Below are 19,490 nucleotides of genomic sequence, written 5' to 3'. Positions count from 1 at the left end.
GGCACATATTAGCCCCGCTTCGTTTAGGCCGCTTATAGGCCGAAGGCGTCGCTGTTGTGAGTGCAGGGGCTCCATCCCCAAAGAGCGTGAGCTCATCCCCTAACTGGACAACGGCGGCGTCGCTCATTTCGCCACATGAGATGGCTTGCCCAGGCGGGGCTGGCGAATTAGACCCGAGCCATGGCAAAACTTTACTTCAACTACTCGACTATGAACGCGGGCAAATCGACCGTGTTGCTGCAAGCCTCGCATAATTATCGCGAGCGCGGCATGGATACTTACCTGATGACGGCCGCATTGGATGGGCGCGCCGGTGCTGGGAAAATTGCCTCGCGGATTGGGATATCATCCGAGGCTGATACTTTTGACACCGATGATGATGTTTTCGCCATGATCGAAGCCCGTATGGCGCAAGGCAAAATTGCATGTGTCTTTATCGACGAAGCCCAGTTCCTGACCGAAGATCAGGTCTGGCAACTGGCCCGCGCCGTAGATGACCTGAACGTGCCGGTGCTGGCCTATGGGTTGCGGGTCGATTTTCAGGGTCGGCTGTTTCCCGGATCGGCCGCCTTGCTGGCGCTGGCGGATGAGATGCGCGAGGTTCGCACGATCTGCGAATGCGGCCGCAAGGCAACAATGGTGATTCGTCAGGACGAGAATGGAAATCCCATCACCCAGGGTGCTCAGGTCCAAATTGGTGGCAACGAAACCTATGTCTCGCTGTGCCGCAGGCATTGGCGCGAGGCCGTGGGCACCTAAACCGGATTTGGCAGCGGACGCCCCTGAACAAAGGCCGCAACATTATCTAGCGCCATGTGCCCCATATCGCTGCGGACCTCCTCAGTCGCGGTACCCAGGTGGGGCAGCATGGTCACGTTCTGCAAATCTATCAGAGCTTGCGGCACTGCGGGTTCGAATTCGTAGACATCCAGACCCGCACCCGCGATTTGCTTTTCTTGCAACGCCGAAATCAGGGCCGATTCATCCACTACCTCTCCCCGAGAAATATTGATCAGGATGGCAGCAGCGTTCATCGCCTGCAGCACCTGCGCATTGATCAGATGCCGGGTTTCGGCACCGCCCGGCACAGCCAGGATCAGGAAATCGACACCGGCAGCCAAAGCTTTGAGGTCTGAGACATAATCCGCCGGAAACTCTAGCTCCTTTGGGCTGCGCGATTGATAGGCGACGTGCATACCAAACCCATAGTGGCAACGTCGCGCGATGGCTTGCCCAATGCGCCCCATGCCCACAATGCCGACCCGTTTGCCGGTCACGTGATGGCCCAACATCTGTGTCGGGTGCCAGCCCTGCCAAAGGTTTGAACGTACCAGCCGTTCGCCTTCTCCGGCGCGGCGGGCCGTGGACAGCAGCAATGTCATGGCAATATCGGCCGTAGCGTCAGTGACAGCGCCCGGCGTGTTGGTCACGGCAATTCCGGCCTGACGGGCCGCCTCCACATCTATGTGATTATACCCAACCCCAAAGTTTGCCAGCAGTTTGCACCGCGGTTCCGGCACCTCAGCAAAGATCTGGGCAGAAAACAGGTCGCCCAAGGTCGGCACCACCACATCGAATTCGGACAGCGCATGCCCCATTTCCTTGGGTGACATCGGCAAGGTTTCACTGCGCATCTCTGCGTCGAACTCTGCGCGTGCACGTGCTTCGACAGAGGCGGTCATCGGTCGGGCAATGAACACACGCATCAGTGCATCCGCCCTCCGGTTGGAACCTTGCCATCCGGCCCGATCAGGACGATCTCACCAGTCTCATCGGGCAATCCCAAAACAAGCACTTCGGACATGAACTTGCCGATCTGGCGCGGAGGGAAATTTACCACCGCCATCACCTGCTTGCCCACCAATGAGGCGGGATCATAATGCGCAGTGATCTGGGCCGAGGTTTTCCGCTCGCCGATGTCTCGTCCAAAATCGATCCACATCTTGATCGCTGGCTTGCGCGCTTCGGGGAAGGGCTCGGCGCGGATAACCTCGCCGACGCGAATGTCGACCTTAAGAAAATCGTCGAATGTAATTTCACCCACGAGACAGCTCCTTGGACCGATCGGTTGCGGCTTTAACAGCGCGGTGCAGCAGGTCGGGAAAACCGAATTCGTCGTGCATCAGGACCTCAAGCGCGGCCTGCGTGGTTCCATTAGGCGAAGTGACATTGACGCGCAGTTGCGAAGGGTCCTCGTCAGACGCCATGGCCAAGGCCCCTGCCCCGGCGACCGTGGACTTGGCCAGCCTCATCGCCAAATCATGTGGCAGGCCCTGAGCCTGACCCGCAGCAGCGAGCGTTTCAATAAGGTGGAATACATAGGCAGGGCCGGACCCGCTCAGCCCGGTAACGGCATCAATCTGCGCCTCATCCTGCAATCTGACCGTCTCACCGACCGCAGATAGCAGGTTTTCGGCTAGGGCCAGATCCGCATCCGAAACAGCAGAATTTCCAATCAACGCCGTGATTCCCTGTCGGATCGCCGCCGGGGTGTTCGGCATGGCACGCACGATTGGTGTTTTCTGGCCCAACACCTCTTCGAATGTGGAGATTGAGGTGCCCGCCGCGACCGACACGAACAGGCTGCGCCCGCCGCCCAAGGCTGTAATTGCGGGCAGCGCATCGCCCATCATCTGCGGCTTTACCGCGACCAGCACAACTGCAGGCCCCTCGGGTAGCGGGGTATTGATGTTGACGCCCGACGATTTCAGCCAATCCGACGGGAAAGGGTCAATCACCCAGACTGACGAGGCAGGAAGGCCATGCTCTAACCACCCGGCAAGCATGGCCGATCCCATCTTGCCGCATCCCAAAAGCACCAGCCCCTGTTCGGCGACGCGTGACATGTCCATGATTGCCCCTCCGCTTATTTGGCTCGGGGCAAAGCTTTACGCGCGGCCGTAGGCCTCTGCAATGGCGACTTGCATCGCGTCTTCCGGGGTACGGTTGCCCCATGTGACCAGTTGGATCGCGGGATAATAACGCTCGGCGCTCAGGACCGCTGCAGTGATCATCGTATCAATCTGTTCCGGGCTGGCCATCTGACCACCCGCAAGAACCAGACCGTACCGGTAAACCATCAGCTTCTGATTGGCCCAGTATGTGAAGGCCCCGGCCCAGCACTGATCGTTCATCTTGTTCAGAAGTTCATAAAGCTCGGTCTCGCGCGCCTCAGGTGGCTCCATCTCGAACGAGCACACCATACGCAGCGTTTCGTCATAATTCGACCACGCCAGCGTAATCGAGTAGGTGCGCCACTGTCCTTCGACAGCCATTGCGATCTGATCATCCCCGATCCGATCAAAGTCCCAATCGTGATGTTCGGCAAGATGTTCAACAATGTCGATCGGATGAAGGTCTTCGTCAAGAAACTGCTCGGAAAGGGCCATAATGCCACCTCACTAATTTCTAGCATTTCGGGGCTGGCAGCGCCCCAGCGCTAGTTGCCTGCTCTACAAGCCGGGCTTCCCCCATAGGCCTGTACTAAATATGGTGCGCTGTGGGTGGTGGCCTGACAACCCCCATTTTTGGGGATAACAGCAATAAGTTGTGGATAGCTGGCAACGGGGATCAAAATATTGGCATCAGATGCAGCTTTGTCTTGATTAATTCCCGCAAGACGGCATGATGCACAACACCGCACAACCCAGAACCGGATTGCGCGGCGTTTGTTTTTTTTCGAAAATTTCGCGGGGGATTATTCGCCCAGCTTGGCTTCCAACGCTGCAATGCGCGCCTCGAGCGCTGTGTTTTCCTCGCGCGCTTTCTGAGCCATGGCACGGACAGCGTCGAATTCTTCGCGTGTGACGAAATCGCGATCAGCCAGCCAACGGTCGATCATCGACTTCATGGCGTTCTCCGCCTCGTCCTTTGCGCCTTGGGCAACACCCATGGCGTTGGTCATGAGTTGGGAAACATCATCCAGAATCTTGTTGCGGGTTTGCATGGTTATCCTCCGATTTGGCGGTTGGTCTCTATATGGGGAATGATTGGCGCAGGCTCAAGGTTGACTTAACCCTCAAAGCCCGGGCAATGAGACGCACATGCAGGCTGTTCTGAATTTCCCCGATCTGTCGCCCGAACTTTTCTCGATCTCGCTGTTCGGGATGGAGTTCGCACTTAGATGGTACGCCCTCGCCTATATCGCCGGGATTGTGATTGCATGGCGCCTGGGGGTGATCGCCCTAAAGCGCCCCGCCCTGTGGCCCGACAAGGCGCCACCGATGCAACCCGCCCAGCTTGAGGATTTGATCACCTGGATCATCCTGGGCGTGATTCTGGGCGGGCGACTTGGGTTCGTGCTGTTTTATCAACCAGCCTATTACCTTTCGAACCCGATCGAAATTCTGATGGTCTGGCAGGGCGGCATGGCCTTCCACGGTGGATTGCTAGGCGTCGTCGTGGCCTCATATATCTATGCAAGACGTCACCAAATTTCGATTTTGCCGCTTGCTGATCTGATCGCGCATACCGTGCCGCCTGGGCTGTTATTGGGTCGTGTCGCGAATTTCATCAACGCCGAACTGCGGGGAAGGCCCAGCGACCTGCCCTGGGCCTTTGTATTCCCTGGTCCTGCCGCCCAAAACTGCCCGACGGTTATTGGTCTTTGCGCCCGCCACCCCTCTCAACTTTACGAAGCCGCGCTTGAGGGGTTGCTGCTGGGCGTCCTGCTGTTGTGGCTGGTCTATCGGCGCCGCGCTTTCCTACGGCCCGGTCTGGTCACAGGCGTGTTTATGGCGGGCTATGGCGCATCGCGTTTCATTGTCGAGTTTTTCCGGCAACCCGATGCACAGTTTGTTTCGGCCGGAAATCCGCTTGGACTTGCCTGGCAAATGGGCGGCTACGGCCTGACCATGGGCCAGTTACTGTCTTTGCCAATGATTGCCTTTGGCCTTTGGCTGGCATCACGCGCTAAGGCCAAGTGATGACCCTCGCCAACCTCTTACAGGCTCGTATCGCACAAGACGGCCCGATGAGTGTAGCCGACTATATGACCGAATGCCTTCTGCACCCGACGCTGGGATATTACACCACCCGCGACCCCCTTGGCCCGCAGGGCGATTTCATCACCGCCCCGGAAATCAGCCAGATGTTTGGCGAACTAATCGGGCTCGGCCTTGCGCATTGCTGGATTGACCAGGGGCGTCCGGGCCGTTTCACGCTAGCGGAGCTGGGTCCCGGGCGCGGAACGCTGATGGCTGACATGCTGCGTGCGACACAGGGCGTGGATGGCTTTCACGCGGCGGCAGATATTGTTCTGCTTGAGGCCTCACCAACCCTGCGCACCATTCAGGCAAAGACGCTGGATGCCTATGCTCCACGCTGGATTACATCAGTCACCGATCTACCCGATTCCCCGCTTTTGCTGGTGGCAAACGAGTTCTTTGACGCTCTGCCCATTCGCCAATTCATCCGTGATGGCAACGATTGGCGGGAACGTTTGATCGGGATGAAGGACGAATCACTGGCTTTTGGCCTAGGGCCGCGGTCACCACAGATCGCTTTGAAGAACCGGCTTGAGGACACGCAGGATGGGGATCTGGTCGAGCTTTGCCCTTCGGCCATACCGATCATCACTGTGATCGCCGGACGGATCGCGACCCATGGCGGGGCCGGACTGATCCTGGATTATGGCGACTGGCATTCGCTTGGGGATACGTTTCAAGCGCTGCATGCCCACAAGCCGATAGACCCGATTTCCAGCCCCGGACAAGCTGATCTGACAGCCCATGTGGACTTCGAACCTCTGGCGAGCGCAGCGCGAGCTGCGGGCTGCGCCCATTCGCGCCTGACACCCCAAGGCGTTTTTCTGGAACGGCTGGGCATCACTGCGCGGGCGCAAGCATTGGCGAAACCACTCAGCGGGTCCAAGCTTGAGGCGTTGATAGCCGCACATCGCCGGTTGACGCACCCAGAGGAAATGGGAAACCTGTTCAAAGTACTGGGCCTGTACCCATCTTATGCCGCATTGCCACCGGGACTGGAATCATGACGCTGGAAATTCTGACTTCGGATCTCTTGTCATCCGTACGCCATGGTTTTTTCTGCCGCCGTGGCGGGGCCTCATCCGGGATCTTTGCAGGGCTCAACTGCGGTCATGGATCATCTGACCAGACCGAGGCTGTCGCGATAAACCGTAACCGCGTAGCGGATGCGATGGAGGTCGATCCCGGATCCCTTATCGGGGTCCATCAGGTGCATTCACCGACGGTCATAACTGTTGATGGTCCAATCGACGGGGAAAAGCCTAAAGCAGACGCGTTGGTTACGGCCTGTCCCGGACTGGCGCTGACCATCCTCACGGCGGATTGCCAACCTGTTCTTTTTGCCGACACCCACGCAAAAGTGATAGGGGCTGCACATGCAGGATGGCGCGGCGCGCTGGACGGTGTGCTTGAGGCCACGTTGGACTCCATGGAGGCGCTGGGAGCACGGCGCGAGAATACAGTGGCCGTCATAGGGCCCACAATCTCGCAAATTGCGTATGAGGTCGGGCCCGAGTTCCTAGAAGACTTTGCCGCTGAATCATCAGAAAACCTGCGGTTCTTCGCAAATGGGACGGGTGATCGGATGCAATTTGACCTCCCGTCCTATGGGCTGCACCGGTTACGTCAGGCTGGTGTCGGGCATGCAGAGTGGATTCGTCATTGCACCTATTCGGACCCGAACAGATTCTATTCGTACCGCCGATCGGTTCATGCAAAAGAAGCCGACTACGGCCGCCTGATTTCCGCCATCAAACTGTGACGCGTGTCCTGATTGTGGCGAAATCGCCGCTTTTTCGCCACATTTGTTGTGTCTATATGAGTCGCCAAAATTAGGTTTTATTGCCCTCTCTCAGATGGTTATCTGCATATTTCTGAATGTGAGCGCGGCTAGATTAAGAAAAGGAAACAACCAACTTTCTTTTGTCCCAGATTCAACCCGCGTCAGCCTTATGGCTGCCTCAATATCGCGACACGTTAGTCTCAGATTGGGTCGTTAGGCACTAAGCCCTGAACGAGTAGGACAACAGAATGAAACAAAGATCCCGCTTTCTCAGCGCTGTTCTGAAAGCGTCCAGAGAGCAAAAACTGGAGATGCCGTGGAAGCGGGTTTCCAGCCGTTCTGCCAGTGTGGCGCGCCGTTTGGCTTCGCGACGCTGACTAGACAGGCCTACCAAAGCCATTCTGCCGGCTTTGAGGGTCAAGACACACAGCGGGGGTGCTCCGATCCGGTGTGTGGCGCTTCACAGACGCTTTCTGTGAATGTGTTTAGGAGTTTGTGTGCGTAGACAATTTTCGTCTGCGAGTTGTGAGTTTGTCTGGGGGGTCAATGTGTTGACCAAGAGTTTGCGAAATTCCATCGCACTGCGCGGCCGTTACAGCCGACGTCTCGAAGTCGCCATAGCATTCAAGACAAAGAAAACCGATCAGGCGGGCCTGTACGGGGGTTCAGCCTTCCTGAGCGGATGTTTGAGGGGACGGAATTAGTATGACTATTCCACATTCTTTGGCCCGCGCCGCCAGAAACGCCGTCGATACGTCGACAATGCTGCGCGAGATTCCAAGAAATACAACAAAACAAAAAGCGCAGCTGCGGCGCTATGAGGTCAGTTCATTGTTGAGCAATGGCGAGGTATCCCAAACCCGCCACATCGCGCCAGCACTGCCCATGTTCGAGGATGCGTTTTGTGCCTTTACGCGGGGTTCGCTTGTCGAAACCGAAAACGGGCCGATAGCGATCGAAGATCTTTTGCCTGGCGATACGGTTTTGACCCAGAATGGAACTTCGGAAACCGTGGTCTGGAAGGGCTCGGTGACTTTGATCCCCGGGCGCGAAGACTCGCGTGGTCGCACGCGCCCGCTGACACGCATCATGGCGGATACCTTCGGAATGCAAAAACCGATGTCAGGCGTGACTGTCGGTCCGGCTGCGCGCCTGTTGGGCACCCCAGCACATCTGCGGCACTTGTATGGCGGATCTCCTGTTTTGACGCCCGCGCACGAGTTCCAAGACGGGATGGGTGTCATCGAGATGCTACCGCCTACCCCAATCGAATTGTTTCACATCTGTCTGAAACGCCATTCGGTTATCAAGGTAGACGGATTACAGTTTGAATCATATCATCCAGGCGTAAATGCGGTTCGGATGATCAGCCATTCGCTTCGCTCAATCTATTTGAACTTGTTCGAGCATGTCGAATCGCTGAATGACTTTGGCCCGCTGCAGTTACCGCGTGCCGGAGATGGAGAAGTGGACGCAATCACTGCCTGAGTTTTAACCAGTACTGCAAAGTGGGGGCTTTATGCAGATTTTAATTAGTTGGGTGTTGTTTCTGGTTGTCACGGCGATTCTGCCGCCGTGCACCAGCCGTCACAAAAGGATGCGCTTTACGCCGTCCGGTTCATTCGTTCTTCCAGGACGTCAAACGGTACACCGGGCTCGTCCTTAGCGCCGCGTATCACAAGTGAGGTTTTAACGCTGGCCACGTTTGGCGTGGTCAGCAACTCGCCTGTTAAAAACTGCTGAAAGCTGCTGAGATCAGGAGCGACGCATTTCAGAATAAAATCCACTTCGCCGTTCAGCATGTGGCATTCACGGACAAGTGGCCACTCGCGGCAGCGTTCCTCGAATGCGCTGAGTTCGGCTTCGGCTTGGCTTTCCAATCCGACGCTTGCAAAGACCTGAACCTCAAAACCCAGCTCACGCGCATTCACTTCCGCGTGGTATCCGCGGATAAGGCCCGAGTCCTCCAATGTGCGCACGCGCCGCAGGCACGGAGGCGCGGAAATTCCCACACGTTTCGCGAGCTCTACATTGGTCATGCGACCGTCTGCCTGCAATTCTGCCAGAATCTTGCGGTCAATCTCGTCCAGCCGTGTCGCGACCATAAAAAGCTCCTGAATTTTCGGTTGTTATATCAGCACCCAAGGGATGCGCAATAATGTTTCGCGTTTGCGCAATATTCTTTGGTTTTCCAGGTATTTTTCTAGCGCGAGTTGTGAAACGGATTCTCGGATACGGCACGAAGGGGCTTTAAGCGCCTCAAGGGGGTCGCTATATCCATTCGCCAAGGGGCCGCAGGCCCGTATCAGGCAGATCGAGTCGGGGGTATCATGGCCGAAACAAAACACACCAGGGTTCTGATAATCGGATCAGGACCTGCCGGTTATACTGCGGGCGTATATGCCAGCCGTGCGATGCTGGAACCGATACTGGTTCAGGGCATCGAACCGGGCGGGCAGCTGACGACCACCACCGAGGTCGAGAACTATCCCGGCTTTACCGAGGTTCAGGGTCCTGATCTGATGATCAAGATGCAGGAGCACGCCGCCGCGATGGGGTGCGAAATCATCGGCGACATCATCAGCGATCTGGATGTCTCGAAACGCCCGTTCACCGCCAAGGGCGACAGCGGCACCATCTACACTGCCGATGCGGTCATTCTGGCCACTGGCGCGCGGGCGAAATGGCTGGGATTGCCCTCGGAAGAGAAGTTCAAAGGCTTTGGCGTTTCCGCCTGCGCCACATGCGACGGGTTCTTCTATCGCGGGCAGGAGATCGTTGTAATCGGCGGCGGCAATACCGCCGTGGAAGAGGCGCTGTTTCTGACCAACTTTGCCAGCAAGGTCACCTTGATCCATCGCCGCGATGAATTGCGCGCCGAAAAGATCCTGCAGGATCGGCTGATGAAGAACGACAAGATCGAGCCCCTGTGGTTCCACGAACTGGACGAGGTCATCGGAACCGATGCGCCTTTGGGTGTCGAAGGCGTGCGCGTCAAGAATGTGAAAACCGGTGAGATTCGCGAAATCCCCTGTAAAGGTGTTTTCATCGCCATCGGCCACGCACCCGCGAATGAGCTGGTCAAGGACTCGCTGGAAACCCATATGGGCGGCTATGTGATCACCAAACCGGGCTCCACAGAAACCTCCATTCCAGGTGTCTTTGCTGCCGGAGACCTGACAGATCACATCTACCGTCAAGCCGTTACCAGCGCCGGGATGGGCTGTATGGCCGCGCTGGATGCTGAACGGTTCCTGGCCGAACAGGATTAATCAGGTGATCGAATTCTCCGGCCCGATCTGGAGAATTCTGTTCCTCTCACAGATAGACGCCCCTTTGGCCCCAGCATGGGCGCCAGAGGGGCGTTTTCACTATGCGGGCCAATTCGCGCTTTATTCTTCGCTGAGCGCTGAGGGTGCCGAAGTAGCCATCAAACGCTATGTCTGCCCATCCGATCCACCACGCATTCTTCAAAAATGCCGGATCACCGGCGCTCGGCTGGTAGATCTGCGGGGGCGCAGCGAAGCCTCGGTCGTGTGGCAGGATGCCCACGAAAAAGTAGGCGCCTCACCCACCTGGCTATTTTCGGATGACGCCCGCGCCAAAGGCGCCGACGGCTTGCTATACAGCTCGCGATCCCGGCCAGAACTCAGTCATGCGGTTTTGTTTAGCACCTCGCCGGAGGTAGTGTGCCTGGATGGGGATCCGCATCCCTGGTTGCCGGGGCATAGAGGCTTCGCTTGACCCCCGCTCTGCGCCGTTACAGACTCTGAGATGCGAGCAAAACGAACACAGGTGAACCGAGTGAAAAGCGTACTATGGCAAGGCGGGTGGGCTACCCGGCTGAGGATCATGAGCGGCCTGATCCTGTTCATCTTTGCCTTCTTTCACTTCATCAATATCGGTCTGGGACTGTTTCATACTGATTATCTCCACGGAATGCAGAAAGGCCGCCATGTCATTACGCGCAACAACATCGGCAGCGCGATTCTATATCTGGCCTTGCTCGTGCATTTTGGGCTGGCGCTGTATTCGTTAGCTCAGCGCAGAACCATGCGAATGCCTTTCAGTCTGGGGCTGCAAGTGGTGCTTGGATTTGTGATTCCACTGCAACTGATCTCGCACCTTGTTCACACCCGATACGCACATGCAGTTTTCGGGGTTAATGATGAGATGGGTTATATCATCGCGCTAATGTGGCCCAGCTATGCAATCTGGACACAAAGCCTGCTTTTGCTGGTGGTCTGGGTCCACAGTTGCATCGGTCTTCACATGTGGCTGCGCCTGACATCCTGGTGGCAAAGGGCGCTGCCTTATCTGATCGGGCTCGCCGTGTTCATTCCGTCTTTCGCTCTAGCAGGTCTTTTGACAGAGGGCCGACGCATTTGGGCTGATTTCGCCGACCCGTTTCTGCGCGATCAGTATATCGAACATTACAACTGGCCATCGCCCGAGGCTTTTCAGGCTCTGATGGGTGTGAGGCAAGATACACTGCTTGCATTCGGGCTGGCGGTTGGCGCTACATTGCTTGTGTTTCTGGTGCGCAAAATTTTGCGACGCCGGCATTCGGTGCGCATCAAATATGTGGAAGGCCCCGAAATTGTGGCCGAAAAAGGCATGACCCTGCTTGAGATTTCTCAGGCCAACGGCATTCCCCACACTGCGCTATGTGGTGGCAAGGGGCGCTGCACCACCTGTCGCGTTATTGTCGAAAATGGTGCAGATCAGCTCCCCGTCCCCAGTGAGATCGAGGCCCGCAGCTTGGCTGCCGTAAAAGCACCCGAAGGCGCACGCCTGGCCTGTCAGATCCGCCCGACCGAGCCAATCACGGCCTTTCGGATGTACAATCCCGGTAGCGGTCGCAATCGCGCCCATGCCAGTCAGGGGCAGGAACGTAAACTGGCGGTGCTGTTTCTGGACATGCGCGGGTTCACGGCACTGACCACCGGGCAGTTGCCCTATGACATTGTTTTCCTGCTCAACCGGTTCTTTGACGCCATCGTGCCAGCCATCACCTCGGATGGGGGTGTGGTCGACAAGTATATGGGTGACGGGCTGCTTGCAGTGTTTGAAACCGCCGATGCTGCAAGTTCAGCACGGGCCGGGATGAAAGCTGCAGCCAATGTCAGCCGCGCATTGCAACGGTTCAACGAGCAACTCGAAACCGAGGGCAGCCCGCTTATCCGCATTGGAATGGGATTACATCTGGGCGATCTGGTTCTGGGCGAAATCGGCGCCGTGGGGACTGCAAGCCGCACGATTATCGGCGACGCCGTGAATGTCGCCAGCCGATTGGAGGCCGAGACCAAGGGGTTGGGTGTCGAGCTTTTGGTTTCGGGCGATCTGCTGAAGGCAGCGGGGCATGAGAGTTGGCAGAACGATCTGCGCCCCTTCCAGTTGCGTGGGGTAACAAGGCCAATTTCTGCCCTGCCGGTCGAACGTGCGTCCGACCTCACCCCCAAGATTGCCGCCTGAGAACACACTCATTCAAACCGGTCTATTTGGCCTTGATCCAAGGGATTGTCGTCGGGTTTCGCGTCAAAATGTGGAAAATCCTTCCAATCCGGAGAAAAACCGCGCATATCGTCCTTTGTTTCATAAATCCATCTGGACTTCACCCGACCGCCGGGGCACATGCCCGGCAAACGCCCCTGAATCACTGGCCAATCCATCCTTCGACAAGAGAATTCCCATGACGATGTTAAGCAATCTGGCGCCGATCTCTGAACTTTATGTTTCGTACGAGTCCGCACAGAAACTGAAAGTAGAAGCTGCCGACCTGACAAGCTGGGACCTGAGCCCTCGTCAGATCTGTGATCTGGAACTGCTGATGAATGGCGGGTTCAACCCGCTGAAAGGGTTCCTAAGCGAGGCCGATTACGACAATGTCGTCGAAAACATGCGCCTGGCCGACGGCACCCTTTGGCCGATGCCAATCACGTTGGATGTCAGCGAAGACTTCGCTGAGGGCATCAAACTGGGTCAGGACATTGCGCTGCGCGACCAGGAAGGTGTCATTTTGGGCACCATGACTGTGACCGACCGCTGGACGCCGAACAAGGCGCGCGAGGCGGAAAAGGTCTTTGGCGCAGATGACGATGCCCACCCGGCGGTCAACTACCTGCACAACACTGCGGGCAAGGTTTACTTGGGCGGCCCTGTTGTTGGTATCCAACAGCCCGTTCACTATGACTTCCGTGCCCGCCGCGATACGCCGAACGAGCTGCGCGCCTATTTCCGCAAACTGGGTTGGCGCCGTATTGTTGCGTTCCAAACCCGCAACCCGCTGCACCGCGCGCATCAGGAACTAACCTTCCGTGCCGCCAAAGAGGCGCAGGCCAACCTGCTGATCCATCCGGTTGTTGGTATGACCAAGCCGGGCGACGTGGACCACTTTACCCGCGTGCGTTGCTATGAGGCTGTTCTGGACAAGTACCCGGCCTCGACAACTTCGATGTCACTGCTGAACCTGGCGATGCGTATGGCAGGCCCGCGCGAGGCGGTGTGGCACGGGTTGATCCGCGCCAACCACGGCTGCACGCATTTCATTGTCGGCCGTGACCACGCAGGCCCCGGCAAGAACTCAGCCGGCGAAGATTTCTATGGCCCCTACGACGCACAGGATTTGTTCCGCCAGTTCCAGGATGAAATCGGCGTCGAAATGGTCGATTTCAAACACATGGTCTTTGTGCAGGAACGCGCTCAATACGAACCGAATGACGAGATCGCCGACAAAGACAACGTCACAATCCTGAACATCTCGGGCACAGAACTGCGCCGCCGTCTGGCCGAAGGCCTGGAAATCCCCGAATGGTTCAGCTTCCCTGAGGTTGTGACCGAGCTGCGCAAGACCAAACCGCCGCGCAGTCAGCAGGGTTTTACCGTATTCTTCACCGGTTTCTCCGGCTCGGGCAAATCGACCATCGCCAACGCGCTTATGGTAAAGCTGATGGAGATGGGCGGTCGTCCGGTGACCCTGCTGGATGGAGACATTGTTCGTAAGAACCTGTCATCGGAACTGGGCTTTTCGAAAGAGCATCGCGACCTGAACATCCGCCGCATCGGCTATGTGGCCAGCGAGATCACCAAGAACGGCGGCATCGCTATCTGTGCCCCAATCGCACCCTACGCCACGACCCGCCGCGCCGTCCGCGAAGATGTCGAAGCGTTTGGCGCTTTCTGCGAGGTTCACGTGGCCACCAGCATCGAAGAATGCGAACGCCGCGACCGCAAGGGCCTGTACAAGCTGGCGCGTGAAGGCAAGATCAAAGAATTCACCGGAATTTCCGATCCCTACGACGTACCTGCCAATCCCGAGCTGAGCGTCGAGACCGAGAATGTGGACGTAGACAACTGTGCCCACCAGGTTCTGCTCAAGCTGGAAAGCATGGGTTTGATCGCCGGATCGTAACCTGCGCAAAGAATCAAGCAAAAGGCCCTCGGTTTCCGGGGGCCTTTTTCTATTGGATTATAGTTCTGCCCGAATGGCGGCGACAGCGCGCCCTTCGAAATCACCAAACTCGGCCGCTTTGGACTGGCTGGCCCGCAGGGCGCCTAGACGCGCGGCATAGTCATCGACCGAAGCGGCTTGAATCGCACTCCGAATGTCGTCCTCGGAATCGCACAGGATCATCCCGGATGTGTCGAAGAAATCACCAATATTGGGACAGCCCCAATAGATCGGCACAGTCGAGCACAAAATCGCGTCTGTCAGCTTTTCCGAAAAGTAATTCCGCTCCCGCACATTCTCGATCACCACCGAATAGCGATATGGGGCCAGCCCGTCAGACTTCAGGTCAAACGGAGTATAGCCACGCCCCATAATATCGACATCTGCCCCGGATTCACGAACCCAATCGATCACGGAATGGCGCAGCTGATGTCCTTCGAGATCACGTTTGGCCGAGGCGATCAAAGAACAGGATTTAGATTTCCCGACCAAAAGTTCTCGCCAATCAGGCACCATCGTCACGCCATAGGGCAGAAACACGGCGTTTGGGATACCTTGCAACAAAACATCATGAAAGGTCAGCACCCGGAAGAACCGCCGCCACGTATAGCGCAACATGCGATCATGTTTGGCATGGATGGCCGAAGGCTCTCCCATCATCAAAGATATCCGCGCACGTGTTCCCCGACGAAGACGCAGATGTACCGTGGAATTGGGGTACATAATCAGATGGTCCGTGTGCGCAAGATCGCCCACTGTTTTTCCGATCAGACGATCCGGGCAACCTTCGGGCCAAGTCAGGTCCGACAAAGGAACCGTGGCCAGTTTCGGCCCCAACCGATGCCCATAGGGCAGTATAGCGATTGCAGGTTCTGTCATCATCCGGCATCTGGTAAATTAACCTGACCCCGCATAAGGATATGCCCGCGACCGGCGACCTTGATGCCTGTCATCGCATCCGATGGACCAGCTCGGGTAACAGTCGCCTGACCAGGGCGCCCCATATCATGGCCTTGCTCGGCAATAAAAACGTCCTTTGGCATCAGCCCATGTTTCCAGAGATACGCCGCCATCGCACCTGTGGCAGATCCGGTAAACGGATCCTCGGGCGGGCTGGGCGGGGCCAACAGCAATCTCGAGAATGTATCGCCTGCTTTGGTCGCACCTTTGAGCGTTACAAGAAAAGGTTCGGCCATATCGGAGCCGGAAAAGCCCGCCTTTTCAGCAATCTGGCGCAAAGGCCTTTCGACCAGTTTTGCCGCGCGCAGTGCGTCGTGATCACGAAGAACAGTGACACAGAAGGGCAGCCCGGTAGAAACAAATTGCGGCGGCGAGATGATCGCCTCTTTGGGCAGGCTGATAGCAGAGGCGACCAGCTCGGCGGGAACATAGGCGCCGAATTGTGGTGCAATCTGCGTCATCTCGATTTCATCACCGCTGATGCAGATCGAAACAATCCCCGCGCCGGTTTCAAGCGTCAGGGTATTGCCTTGCAGCATTCCTCTGGACTGCATTGCAGCTACGGTGGCGATCGTAGGATGCCCGGCAAAGGGGATTTCGCGACTGGCCAGAAAATAACGAACCCGGAAATCGGCCACATCGGACGGGCCAGTAAAGGTGCATTCAACCAAGGACGTCTCGCGCACATAGGCCATGCAGACGTCTTCGGACAGAGCTGCCCCACCATGAACAACAGCGCACCCATTGCCACCAAAGGCGCGATCGCTGAAGGCGTCTACCCAGTCAAAGTCGAACCAATTCATGTGTCGTGCACTCCGATATTCGAACCATCATAGGTCCGACTGTCTCGCCCGACAGGCCTTGGATGTCACGAGGAAAACGTACGGAGGTCGCTTTAGTGCACGGCCACCGGCGAAAAATCATGCTCGCGCGCCAGGTTAAACGCCAGCTTGCGATCAGCAACCAGTGCCAGTTGCTGGCCATCGGCATCGTGTACCGCATATAGCAGGCTCAGATCTCCGGCCTGTTCGCGAACTTCCCGAGGTAGATCGGCGACTTCAACTGTTTTGACATAGACGATCCGATCGCCTTCGGCGTTGATTTCAAACGGTGTATTCATTGCTCTTACCCCTTTCTTATGTTGATCGTTTGCACCACGGTTTCGGGCACGGCGCGGGTCAGATCCACATGCAGCAGACCATTTTCAATGATCGCTTCGCCAACCTCGACCCCATCGGCCAACACGAACATGCGCTGAAACTGACGTGCCGCGATCCCACGGTGTAGAAAGATACGTCCTTCGCTGTCGTCGCGCTGACGTCCCCGGATCACCAACTGTCGATCTTCGATGGTAATCGACAGGTCCTCTTCTGCAAACCCGGCCACGGCCAAGGTAATGCGGTAGGAAAAATTCGAGGTCTGTTCAATATTATAGGGCGGATACCCCTCATTTCCGGCCTTTGCAGACCGCTCCAGAAGGCGTTCCAACTGCTCGAACCCCAAAAGATGCGGGTATGAGCCCAGAGTAAGTTTAGACACGTATTTTCGTCCTTTATTGCCAAAGCGACGTGTTGTGCGGCCCCATTCTGGCAACCGCGTATAATAGAATATGGGAATATACAGCGATGTCCACAAGGTCTGGCCGGATCAAGCCTGACACACTATCTTGTGTGACAAGCACCACAACAACTCTGAGTCGCCAATGAACGCGCCCACCGATCTTTCGATGAAAACTGATGAGGTTCTGCGGGTAGAGCTGGAAGTTTTCCGCCGTCAACACCGTGATCTTGACGAAGCAATCGAGGCGCTTCAGGCCACTGGCACCTCGGACCAACTGACGATCAAACGATTGAAAAAGCAGAAACTGCGCCTGAAAGACATCATTCGCCTGATCGAAGACCGCCTGACCCCGGATATCATCGCCTGAGACATCTGAACCGCATTGCCACAAAGGCGGATTTGGCTATAGTTCGCGCTCTTTCGGAAGGCAGGGACGCAAGCGGATGAGCGACGTTAAAGTGGGGATCATCATGGGAAGCCAGTCAGACTGGTCCACGATGAAAGAAGCTGCAGATATTCTGGATGAGCTGGGCGTGGCCTATGAAAAACGCATCGTTTCAGCGCACCGCACCCCAGATCGCTTGTGGGACTATGGCAAGACTGCTGTCTCGCGCGGATTGCAGGTGATCATTGCAGGGGCCGGCGGGGCCGCGCATTTACCGGGTATGATGGCCTCGAAAACACGCGTTCCTGTGATCGGCGTTCCGGTGCAGACGCGGGCACTGTCTGGCGTCGATTCGCTCTATTCCATTGTTCAGATGCCCAAAGGGTTTCCGGTTGCGACTATGGCGATCGGGTCGGCAGGCGGTGCCAATGCGGGATTGATGGCCGCTGGCATTCTGGCGCTGCAGGATAACGCTCTGGCCGACCGGCTGGATGCCTGGCGCGACGCGCTATCGGCCTCAATCCCCGAAGAACCCGAGGGATGAGCCGGATCGGATTCATCGGCACGGGCCATATTGCGGCCCCGATGGTGCGTTTTTTGGCCCGTAAAGGGCACGAGATCTCCGTGACAGAACGCAATGACCAGGTTTCAACCGCGCTAAAGGCTGAACTGGGTGTGTCTGTCACGACGCCACAGGCCGTGATTGATGCATCCGAGATCGTGTTCCTGTGCCTGCGCCCACATATCGCTGCGGACGTTCTGGCCGCCTTAACGTTTCGATCCGACCATCAGATCGTCTCGGTCATGGCAGCAGTCTCGAAAGATGAACTAACCGAGCTCTGCTCTCCGGCGCCGGCAATCGTGCAAACCATTCCGCTGGGATTTTTGGAAGCCGGTGGTTGCCCGCTTGTCGCTTTCGGCAACGATCAACTGCTGGTCGATTTGTTCGCACCGGAAAACCCGGTGATCAAGGTCGCAGATGAGGCGGCACTGAACGCACATTTCGCCATTTGCGCCATGGTCCCTGGCCTTCTGGACCTGATGGCGACCGGAGCAACTTGGCTGGGAGACACAACCGGAGACGCAGCCGGGGCCGAATTCTACACCACCCAGTTGGTATCGGGCTTTCTGCACGCGATGGATAAGAAGGCCGCAGGCCGCCTAGAGGCCGAACGCGATGCGCTGGCCACTGACGGCACGCTGAGCCTGCAAATGACACAGACCCTGCAAGATCAGGGCGCGCACAAGGTATTGCACGCAGCACTTGGCGCTATTGGCAAACGTTTGGAGAGTTGAGAATGGTGGAAATGCTCGCCCCCGGCGCGACAATCGGGATTTTGGGCGGCGGTCAACTGGGCCGTATGCTGTCCGTTGCTGCAGCCCGGCTGGGTTTTGTGTCGCATATTTATGAACCCGGTGCGACCCCGCCTGCGGGTCATGTGGCGGATCGTGTGACCACCGCCTCTTATGATGATGCCGAGGCCCTCAAGGCCTTTGCCGAAGCAGTCGATGTCATCACCTATGAGTTCGAGAACATCCCCACCGAAGCACTGGACATTCTGGAAGTCCACCGCCCCATCCGCCCGGGGCGCGAGGCGCTGCGGGTCAGTCAGGATCGACTGAACGAAAAGGTTTTCTTGCAAGGGCTGGGCCTAAATACCGCGCCCTTCGCCGATATCACGGATCTGGACAGCCTGAAGGCTGCGATTGACCAGATCGGCACCCCTGCCATCCTGAAGACCCGCCGATTTGGCTATGACGGCAAGGGACAGGCCCGGCTACGCAGCCCCGATGACGCTGAAACTGCTCTGGCTGATATGGCGGGCGCGCCTGCGATCCTTGAAGGGTTTGTCGATTTCAGCCACGAGGTATCAATCATCGCCGCGCGCGGATTGGATGGTCAGGTCGCCTGTTTCGACCCCGGTGAGAACGTGCATCGCGATGGCATTTTGCATACCACCTCCGTCCCTGCCCGCCTGCCCGCAGCAAAGCGCACAGATGCGATCCTGCTGGCGGCAAATATCCTGAACGCCTTGGACTATGTCGGCGTCATGGGGGTCGAGTTGTTCGTGACCCCGCAGGGTCTGATCGTGAACGAGATCGCACCGCGCGTGCATAACTCGGGCCATTGGACACAGAATGGCTGCGCGGTGGATCAATTCGAGCAACATATCCGTGCCGTGGCAGGCTGGCCTCTGGGCGACGGGCAGCGTCATTCAGACGTGGTGATGGAGAACCTGATCGGCGACGATATGAACCGCGTACCTGAACTCGCGACCGAACGTGATATTGCGCTGCATCTTTATGGAAAGGCCGAGGTGAAGGCAGGCCGCAAGATGGGTCATTTTAACCGCATCACGCGGTAAA

At 57.1% G+C, this 19,490-nt stretch carries 25 protein-coding genes; 14 read left to right on the top strand and 11 right to left on the bottom strand.

The annotated features are described in order from the left end of the window. Window positions 1–180 precede the first annotated feature (180 nt). Window positions 181–759 (top strand): thymidine kinase, encoded by a 579-nt coding sequence (locus AC2FLB_RS04265; protein ID WP_496701923.1) that lies wholly within the window; start codon window positions 181–183, stop codon window positions 757–759. On the opposite strand, the gene AC2FLB_RS04260 is transcribed toward AC2FLB_RS04265, so the two are convergent. The 5 genes from AC2FLB_RS04260 to AC2FLB_RS04240 form a co-directional block, all read right to left on the bottom strand. Continuing rightward, window positions 756–1,706, bottom strand: coding sequence for a 2-hydroxyacid dehydrogenase (locus AC2FLB_RS04260; protein WP_496708706.1), 951 nt, complete (start codon window positions 1,704–1,706; stop codon window positions 756–758). The genes AC2FLB_RS04265 and AC2FLB_RS04260 overlap by 4 nt on opposite strands. Beyond that, on the bottom strand, window positions 1,706–2,044 hold the full coding sequence (locus AC2FLB_RS04255) for a tRNA-binding protein (protein WP_282021513.1): 339 nt from the start codon (window positions 2,042–2,044) through the stop codon (window positions 1,706–1,708). The genes AC2FLB_RS04260 and AC2FLB_RS04255 overlap by 1 nt, the downstream gene beginning before the upstream one ends. After that, on the bottom strand, window positions 2,037–2,852 hold the full coding sequence (gene proC / locus AC2FLB_RS04250) for a pyrroline-5-carboxylate reductase (RefSeq protein WP_496708705.1): 816 nt from the start codon (window positions 2,850–2,852) through the stop codon (window positions 2,037–2,039). Before proC ends, AC2FLB_RS04255 begins: the two co-directional genes overlap by 8 nt. Window positions 2,853–2,888: 36 nt before the next feature. Continuing rightward, on the bottom strand, window positions 2,889–3,389 hold the full coding sequence (locus AC2FLB_RS04245; RefSeq protein ID WP_496691006.1) for a type III secretion system chaperone family protein: 501 nt from the start codon (window positions 3,387–3,389) through the stop codon (window positions 2,889–2,891). 308 nt (window positions 3,390–3,697) lie between these two features. Continuing rightward, a complete protein-coding gene (locus AC2FLB_RS04240; RefSeq protein WP_142636566.1) occupies window positions 3,698–3,946 on the bottom strand; it encodes an accessory factor UbiK family protein in 249 nt (82 codons plus the stop codon). A gap of 97 nt (window positions 3,947–4,043) precedes the next feature. On the opposite strand from AC2FLB_RS04240, the gene lgt reads away from it, so the two are divergent. The 5 genes from lgt (at window position 4,044) to AC2FLB_RS04215 (ending at window position 8,256) form a co-directional block, all read left to right on the top strand. Beyond that, window positions 4,044–4,925, top strand: a complete 882-nt coding sequence (gene lgt, locus AC2FLB_RS04235) for a prolipoprotein diacylglyceryl transferase (protein ID WP_496708704.1) — start codon at window positions 4,044–4,046, stop codon at window positions 4,923–4,925. Next, a complete protein-coding gene (locus AC2FLB_RS04230; protein WP_496708703.1) occupies window positions 4,925–5,992 on the top strand; it encodes a class I SAM-dependent methyltransferase in 1,068 nt (355 codons plus the stop codon). The genes lgt and AC2FLB_RS04230 overlap by 1 nt, the downstream gene beginning before the upstream one ends. After that, window positions 5,989–6,747 carry a peptidoglycan editing factor PgeF gene (gene pgeF, locus AC2FLB_RS04225; protein ID WP_496701915.1) on the top strand — a complete coding sequence of 253 codons (759 nt, stop codon included), beginning with the start codon at window positions 5,989–5,991 and terminating at the stop codon, window positions 6,745–6,747. Before AC2FLB_RS04230 ends, pgeF begins: the two co-directional genes overlap by 4 nt. 269 nt (window positions 6,748–7,016) lie before the next feature. After that, entirely contained in the window at window positions 7,017–7,145 is a 129-nt protein-coding gene (locus tag AC2FLB_RS04220) for a hypothetical protein (protein ID WP_496693880.1), read from the top strand. A 328-nt stretch (window positions 7,146–7,473) separates the two neighbouring features. After that, window positions 7,474–8,256, top strand: coding sequence for a Hint domain-containing protein (locus AC2FLB_RS04215; protein WP_271949219.1), 783 nt, complete (start codon window positions 7,474–7,476; stop codon window positions 8,254–8,256). Between the two features lie 116 nt (window positions 8,257–8,372). On the opposite strand, the gene AC2FLB_RS04210 is transcribed toward AC2FLB_RS04215, so the two are convergent. Beyond that, window positions 8,373–8,873 (bottom strand): Lrp/AsnC family transcriptional regulator, encoded by a 501-nt coding sequence (locus AC2FLB_RS04210; RefSeq protein WP_142636556.1) that lies wholly within the window; start codon window positions 8,871–8,873, stop codon window positions 8,373–8,375. Between the two features lie 225 nt (window positions 8,874–9,098). Here AC2FLB_RS04210 and trxB point away from each other — a divergent pair, with 225 nt between their 5' ends. The 3 genes from trxB to AC2FLB_RS04195 all read left to right on the top strand — a co-directional run bounded on the left by trxB (window position 9,099) and on the right by AC2FLB_RS04195 (window position 12,243). Then, a complete protein-coding gene (trxB, locus tag AC2FLB_RS04205; protein ID WP_281972663.1) occupies window positions 9,099–10,040 on the top strand; it encodes a thioredoxin-disulfide reductase in 942 nt (313 codons plus the stop codon). A gap of 4 nt (window positions 10,041–10,044) precedes the next feature. Then, window positions 10,045–10,512 carry an RES family NAD+ phosphorylase gene (locus AC2FLB_RS04200; protein WP_496708702.1) on the top strand — a complete coding sequence of 156 codons (468 nt, stop codon included), beginning with the start codon at window positions 10,045–10,047 and terminating at the stop codon, window positions 10,510–10,512. Between the two features lie 108 nt (window positions 10,513–10,620). Continuing rightward, window positions 10,621–12,243, top strand: coding sequence for an adenylate/guanylate cyclase domain-containing protein (locus tag AC2FLB_RS04195; RefSeq protein WP_496708701.1), 1,623 nt, complete (start codon window positions 10,621–10,623; stop codon window positions 12,241–12,243). 8 nt (window positions 12,244–12,251) lie between these two features. Here the strand turns inward: AC2FLB_RS04195 and AC2FLB_RS04190 are convergent, their stop codons facing one another. Further along, window positions 12,252–12,440 carry a hypothetical protein gene (locus AC2FLB_RS04190; RefSeq protein WP_496708700.1) on the bottom strand — a complete coding sequence of 63 codons (189 nt, stop codon included), beginning with the start codon at window positions 12,438–12,440 and terminating at the stop codon, window positions 12,252–12,254. Window positions 12,441–12,460: 20 nt separating this feature from the next. Here AC2FLB_RS04190 and AC2FLB_RS04185 point away from each other — a divergent pair, with 20 nt between their 5' ends. Further along, window positions 12,461–14,179 (top strand): bifunctional sulfate adenylyltransferase/adenylylsulfate kinase, encoded by a 1,719-nt coding sequence (locus AC2FLB_RS04185; protein WP_142636548.1) that lies wholly within the window; start codon window positions 12,461–12,463, stop codon window positions 14,177–14,179. A 57-nt stretch (window positions 14,180–14,236) separates the two neighbouring features. Here AC2FLB_RS04185 and AC2FLB_RS04180 read toward each other — a convergent pair whose 3' ends face one another. The 4 genes from AC2FLB_RS04180 to AC2FLB_RS04165 form a co-directional block, all read right to left on the bottom strand. Continuing rightward, on the bottom strand, window positions 14,237–15,097 hold the full coding sequence (locus AC2FLB_RS04180; protein WP_496708699.1) for a hypothetical protein: 861 nt from the start codon (window positions 15,095–15,097) through the stop codon (window positions 14,237–14,239). Further along, the gene (locus AC2FLB_RS04175) at window positions 15,097–15,981 is read right to left on the bottom strand and encodes a PhzF family phenazine biosynthesis protein (RefSeq protein ID WP_496708698.1); all 885 of its coding nucleotides are present in this window, start codon (window positions 15,979–15,981) and stop codon (window positions 15,097–15,099) included. Before AC2FLB_RS04175 ends, AC2FLB_RS04180 begins: the two co-directional genes overlap by 1 nt. 92 nt (window positions 15,982–16,073) lie before the next feature. Then, window positions 16,074–16,298, bottom strand: a complete 225-nt coding sequence (locus AC2FLB_RS04170) for a DUF1150 family protein (RefSeq protein WP_142636543.1) — start codon at window positions 16,296–16,298, stop codon at window positions 16,074–16,076. Window positions 16,299–16,303: 5 nt separating this feature from the next. After that, on the bottom strand, window positions 16,304–16,717 hold the full coding sequence (locus AC2FLB_RS04165; protein ID WP_142636541.1) for an Hsp20 family protein: 414 nt from the start codon (window positions 16,715–16,717) through the stop codon (window positions 16,304–16,306). Between the two features lie 163 nt (window positions 16,718–16,880). Between AC2FLB_RS04165 and AC2FLB_RS04160 the strand changes: the two genes are divergently transcribed. From AC2FLB_RS04160 to AC2FLB_RS04145, 4 genes are all read left to right on the top strand, one after another. Continuing rightward, window positions 16,881–17,105: a YdcH family protein gene (locus AC2FLB_RS04160; protein ID WP_037308505.1), complete on the top strand. Its 225-nt coding sequence runs from the start codon at window positions 16,881–16,883 to the stop codon at window positions 17,103–17,105. A 76-nt stretch (window positions 17,106–17,181) separates the two neighbouring features. Next, window positions 17,182–17,667 carry a 5-(carboxyamino)imidazole ribonucleotide mutase gene (gene purE, locus AC2FLB_RS04155; RefSeq protein ID WP_271949196.1) on the top strand — a complete coding sequence of 162 codons (486 nt, stop codon included), beginning with the start codon at window positions 17,182–17,184 and terminating at the stop codon, window positions 17,665–17,667. Then, window positions 17,664–18,419, top strand: coding sequence for an NAD(P)-binding domain-containing protein (locus tag AC2FLB_RS04150; RefSeq protein WP_496701497.1), 756 nt, complete (start codon window positions 17,664–17,666; stop codon window positions 18,417–18,419). Before purE ends, AC2FLB_RS04150 begins: the two co-directional genes overlap by 4 nt. A 2-nt stretch (window positions 18,420–18,421) precedes the next feature. Then, the gene (locus tag AC2FLB_RS04145; protein ID WP_496708697.1) at window positions 18,422–19,489 is read left to right on the top strand and encodes a 5-(carboxyamino)imidazole ribonucleotide synthase; all 1,068 of its coding nucleotides are present in this window, start codon (window positions 18,422–18,424) and stop codon (window positions 19,487–19,489) included. The last annotated feature ends 1 nt before the right edge of the window (window position 19,490 follow it).

The sequence above is a fragment of the Ruegeria sp. CDSA236 genome (genome assembly GCF_059611285.1).
The sequence above is the reverse complement of the archived record's forward strand: the minus strand, read 5'-3'. Positions and strand labels throughout refer to the sequence as shown.

Excerpts from the sequence above, each read along its gene's own strand:
- AC2FLB_RS04265 (WP_496701923.1), top strand. The coding sequence starts at position 181 with ATGGCAAAACTTTACTTCAACTACTCGACTATGAACGCGGGCAAATCG.
- AC2FLB_RS04260 (WP_496708706.1), bottom strand. The coding sequence starts at position 1,706 with ATGCGTGTGTTCATTGCCCGACCGATGACCGCCTCTGTCGAAGCACGT.
- proC (WP_496708705.1), bottom strand. The coding sequence starts at position 2,852 with ATGGACATGTCACGCGTCGCCGAACAGGGGCTGGTGCTTTTGGGATGC.
- AC2FLB_RS04245 (WP_496691006.1), bottom strand. The coding sequence starts at position 3,389 with ATGGCCCTTTCCGAGCAGTTTCTTGACGAAGACCTTCATCCGATCGAC.
- AC2FLB_RS04240 (WP_142636566.1), bottom strand. The coding sequence starts at position 3,946 with ATGCAAACCCGCAACAAGATTCTGGATGATGTTTCCCAACTCATGACC.
- lgt (WP_496708704.1), top strand. The coding sequence starts at position 4,044 with ATGCAGGCTGTTCTGAATTTCCCCGATCTGTCGCCCGAACTTTTCTCG.
- AC2FLB_RS04230 (WP_496708703.1), top strand. The coding sequence starts at position 4,925 with ATGACCCTCGCCAACCTCTTACAGGCTCGTATCGCACAAGACGGCCCG.
- pgeF (WP_496701915.1), top strand. The coding sequence starts at position 5,989 with ATGACGCTGGAAATTCTGACTTCGGATCTCTTGTCATCCGTACGCCAT.
- AC2FLB_RS04220 (WP_496693880.1), top strand. The coding sequence starts at position 7,017 with ATGAAACAAAGATCCCGCTTTCTCAGCGCTGTTCTGAAAGCGTCCAGA.
- AC2FLB_RS04215 (WP_271949219.1), top strand. The coding sequence starts at position 7,474 with ATGACTATTCCACATTCTTTGGCCCGCGCCGCCAGAAACGCCGTCGAT.
- AC2FLB_RS04210 (WP_142636556.1), bottom strand. The coding sequence starts at position 8,873 with ATGGTCGCGACACGGCTGGACGAGATTGACCGCAAGATTCTGGCAGAA.
- trxB (WP_281972663.1), top strand. The coding sequence starts at position 9,099 with ATGGCCGAAACAAAACACACCAGGGTTCTGATAATCGGATCAGGACCT.
- AC2FLB_RS04195 (WP_496708701.1), top strand. The coding sequence starts at position 10,621 with ATGAGCGGCCTGATCCTGTTCATCTTTGCCTTCTTTCACTTCATCAAT.
- AC2FLB_RS04190 (WP_496708700.1), bottom strand. The coding sequence starts at position 12,440 with ATGGATTGGCCAGTGATTCAGGGGCGTTTGCCGGGCATGTGCCCCGGC.
- AC2FLB_RS04185 (WP_142636548.1), top strand. The coding sequence starts at position 12,461 with ATGACGATGTTAAGCAATCTGGCGCCGATCTCTGAACTTTATGTTTCG.
- AC2FLB_RS04180 (WP_496708699.1), bottom strand. The coding sequence starts at position 15,097 with ATGACAGAACCTGCAATCGCTATACTGCCCTATGGGCATCGGTTGGGG.
- AC2FLB_RS04175 (WP_496708698.1), bottom strand. The coding sequence starts at position 15,981 with ATGAATTGGTTCGACTTTGACTGGGTAGACGCCTTCAGCGATCGCGCC.
- AC2FLB_RS04170 (WP_142636543.1), bottom strand. The coding sequence starts at position 16,298 with ATGAATACACCGTTTGAAATCAACGCCGAAGGCGATCGGATCGTCTAT.
- AC2FLB_RS04160 (WP_037308505.1), top strand. The coding sequence starts at position 16,881 with ATGAACGCGCCCACCGATCTTTCGATGAAAACTGATGAGGTTCTGCGG.
- purE (WP_271949196.1), top strand. The coding sequence starts at position 17,182 with ATGAGCGACGTTAAAGTGGGGATCATCATGGGAAGCCAGTCAGACTGG.
- AC2FLB_RS04150 (WP_496701497.1), top strand. The coding sequence starts at position 17,664 with ATGAGCCGGATCGGATTCATCGGCACGGGCCATATTGCGGCCCCGATG.
- AC2FLB_RS04145 (WP_496708697.1), top strand. The coding sequence starts at position 18,422 with ATGGTGGAAATGCTCGCCCCCGGCGCGACAATCGGGATTTTGGGCGGC.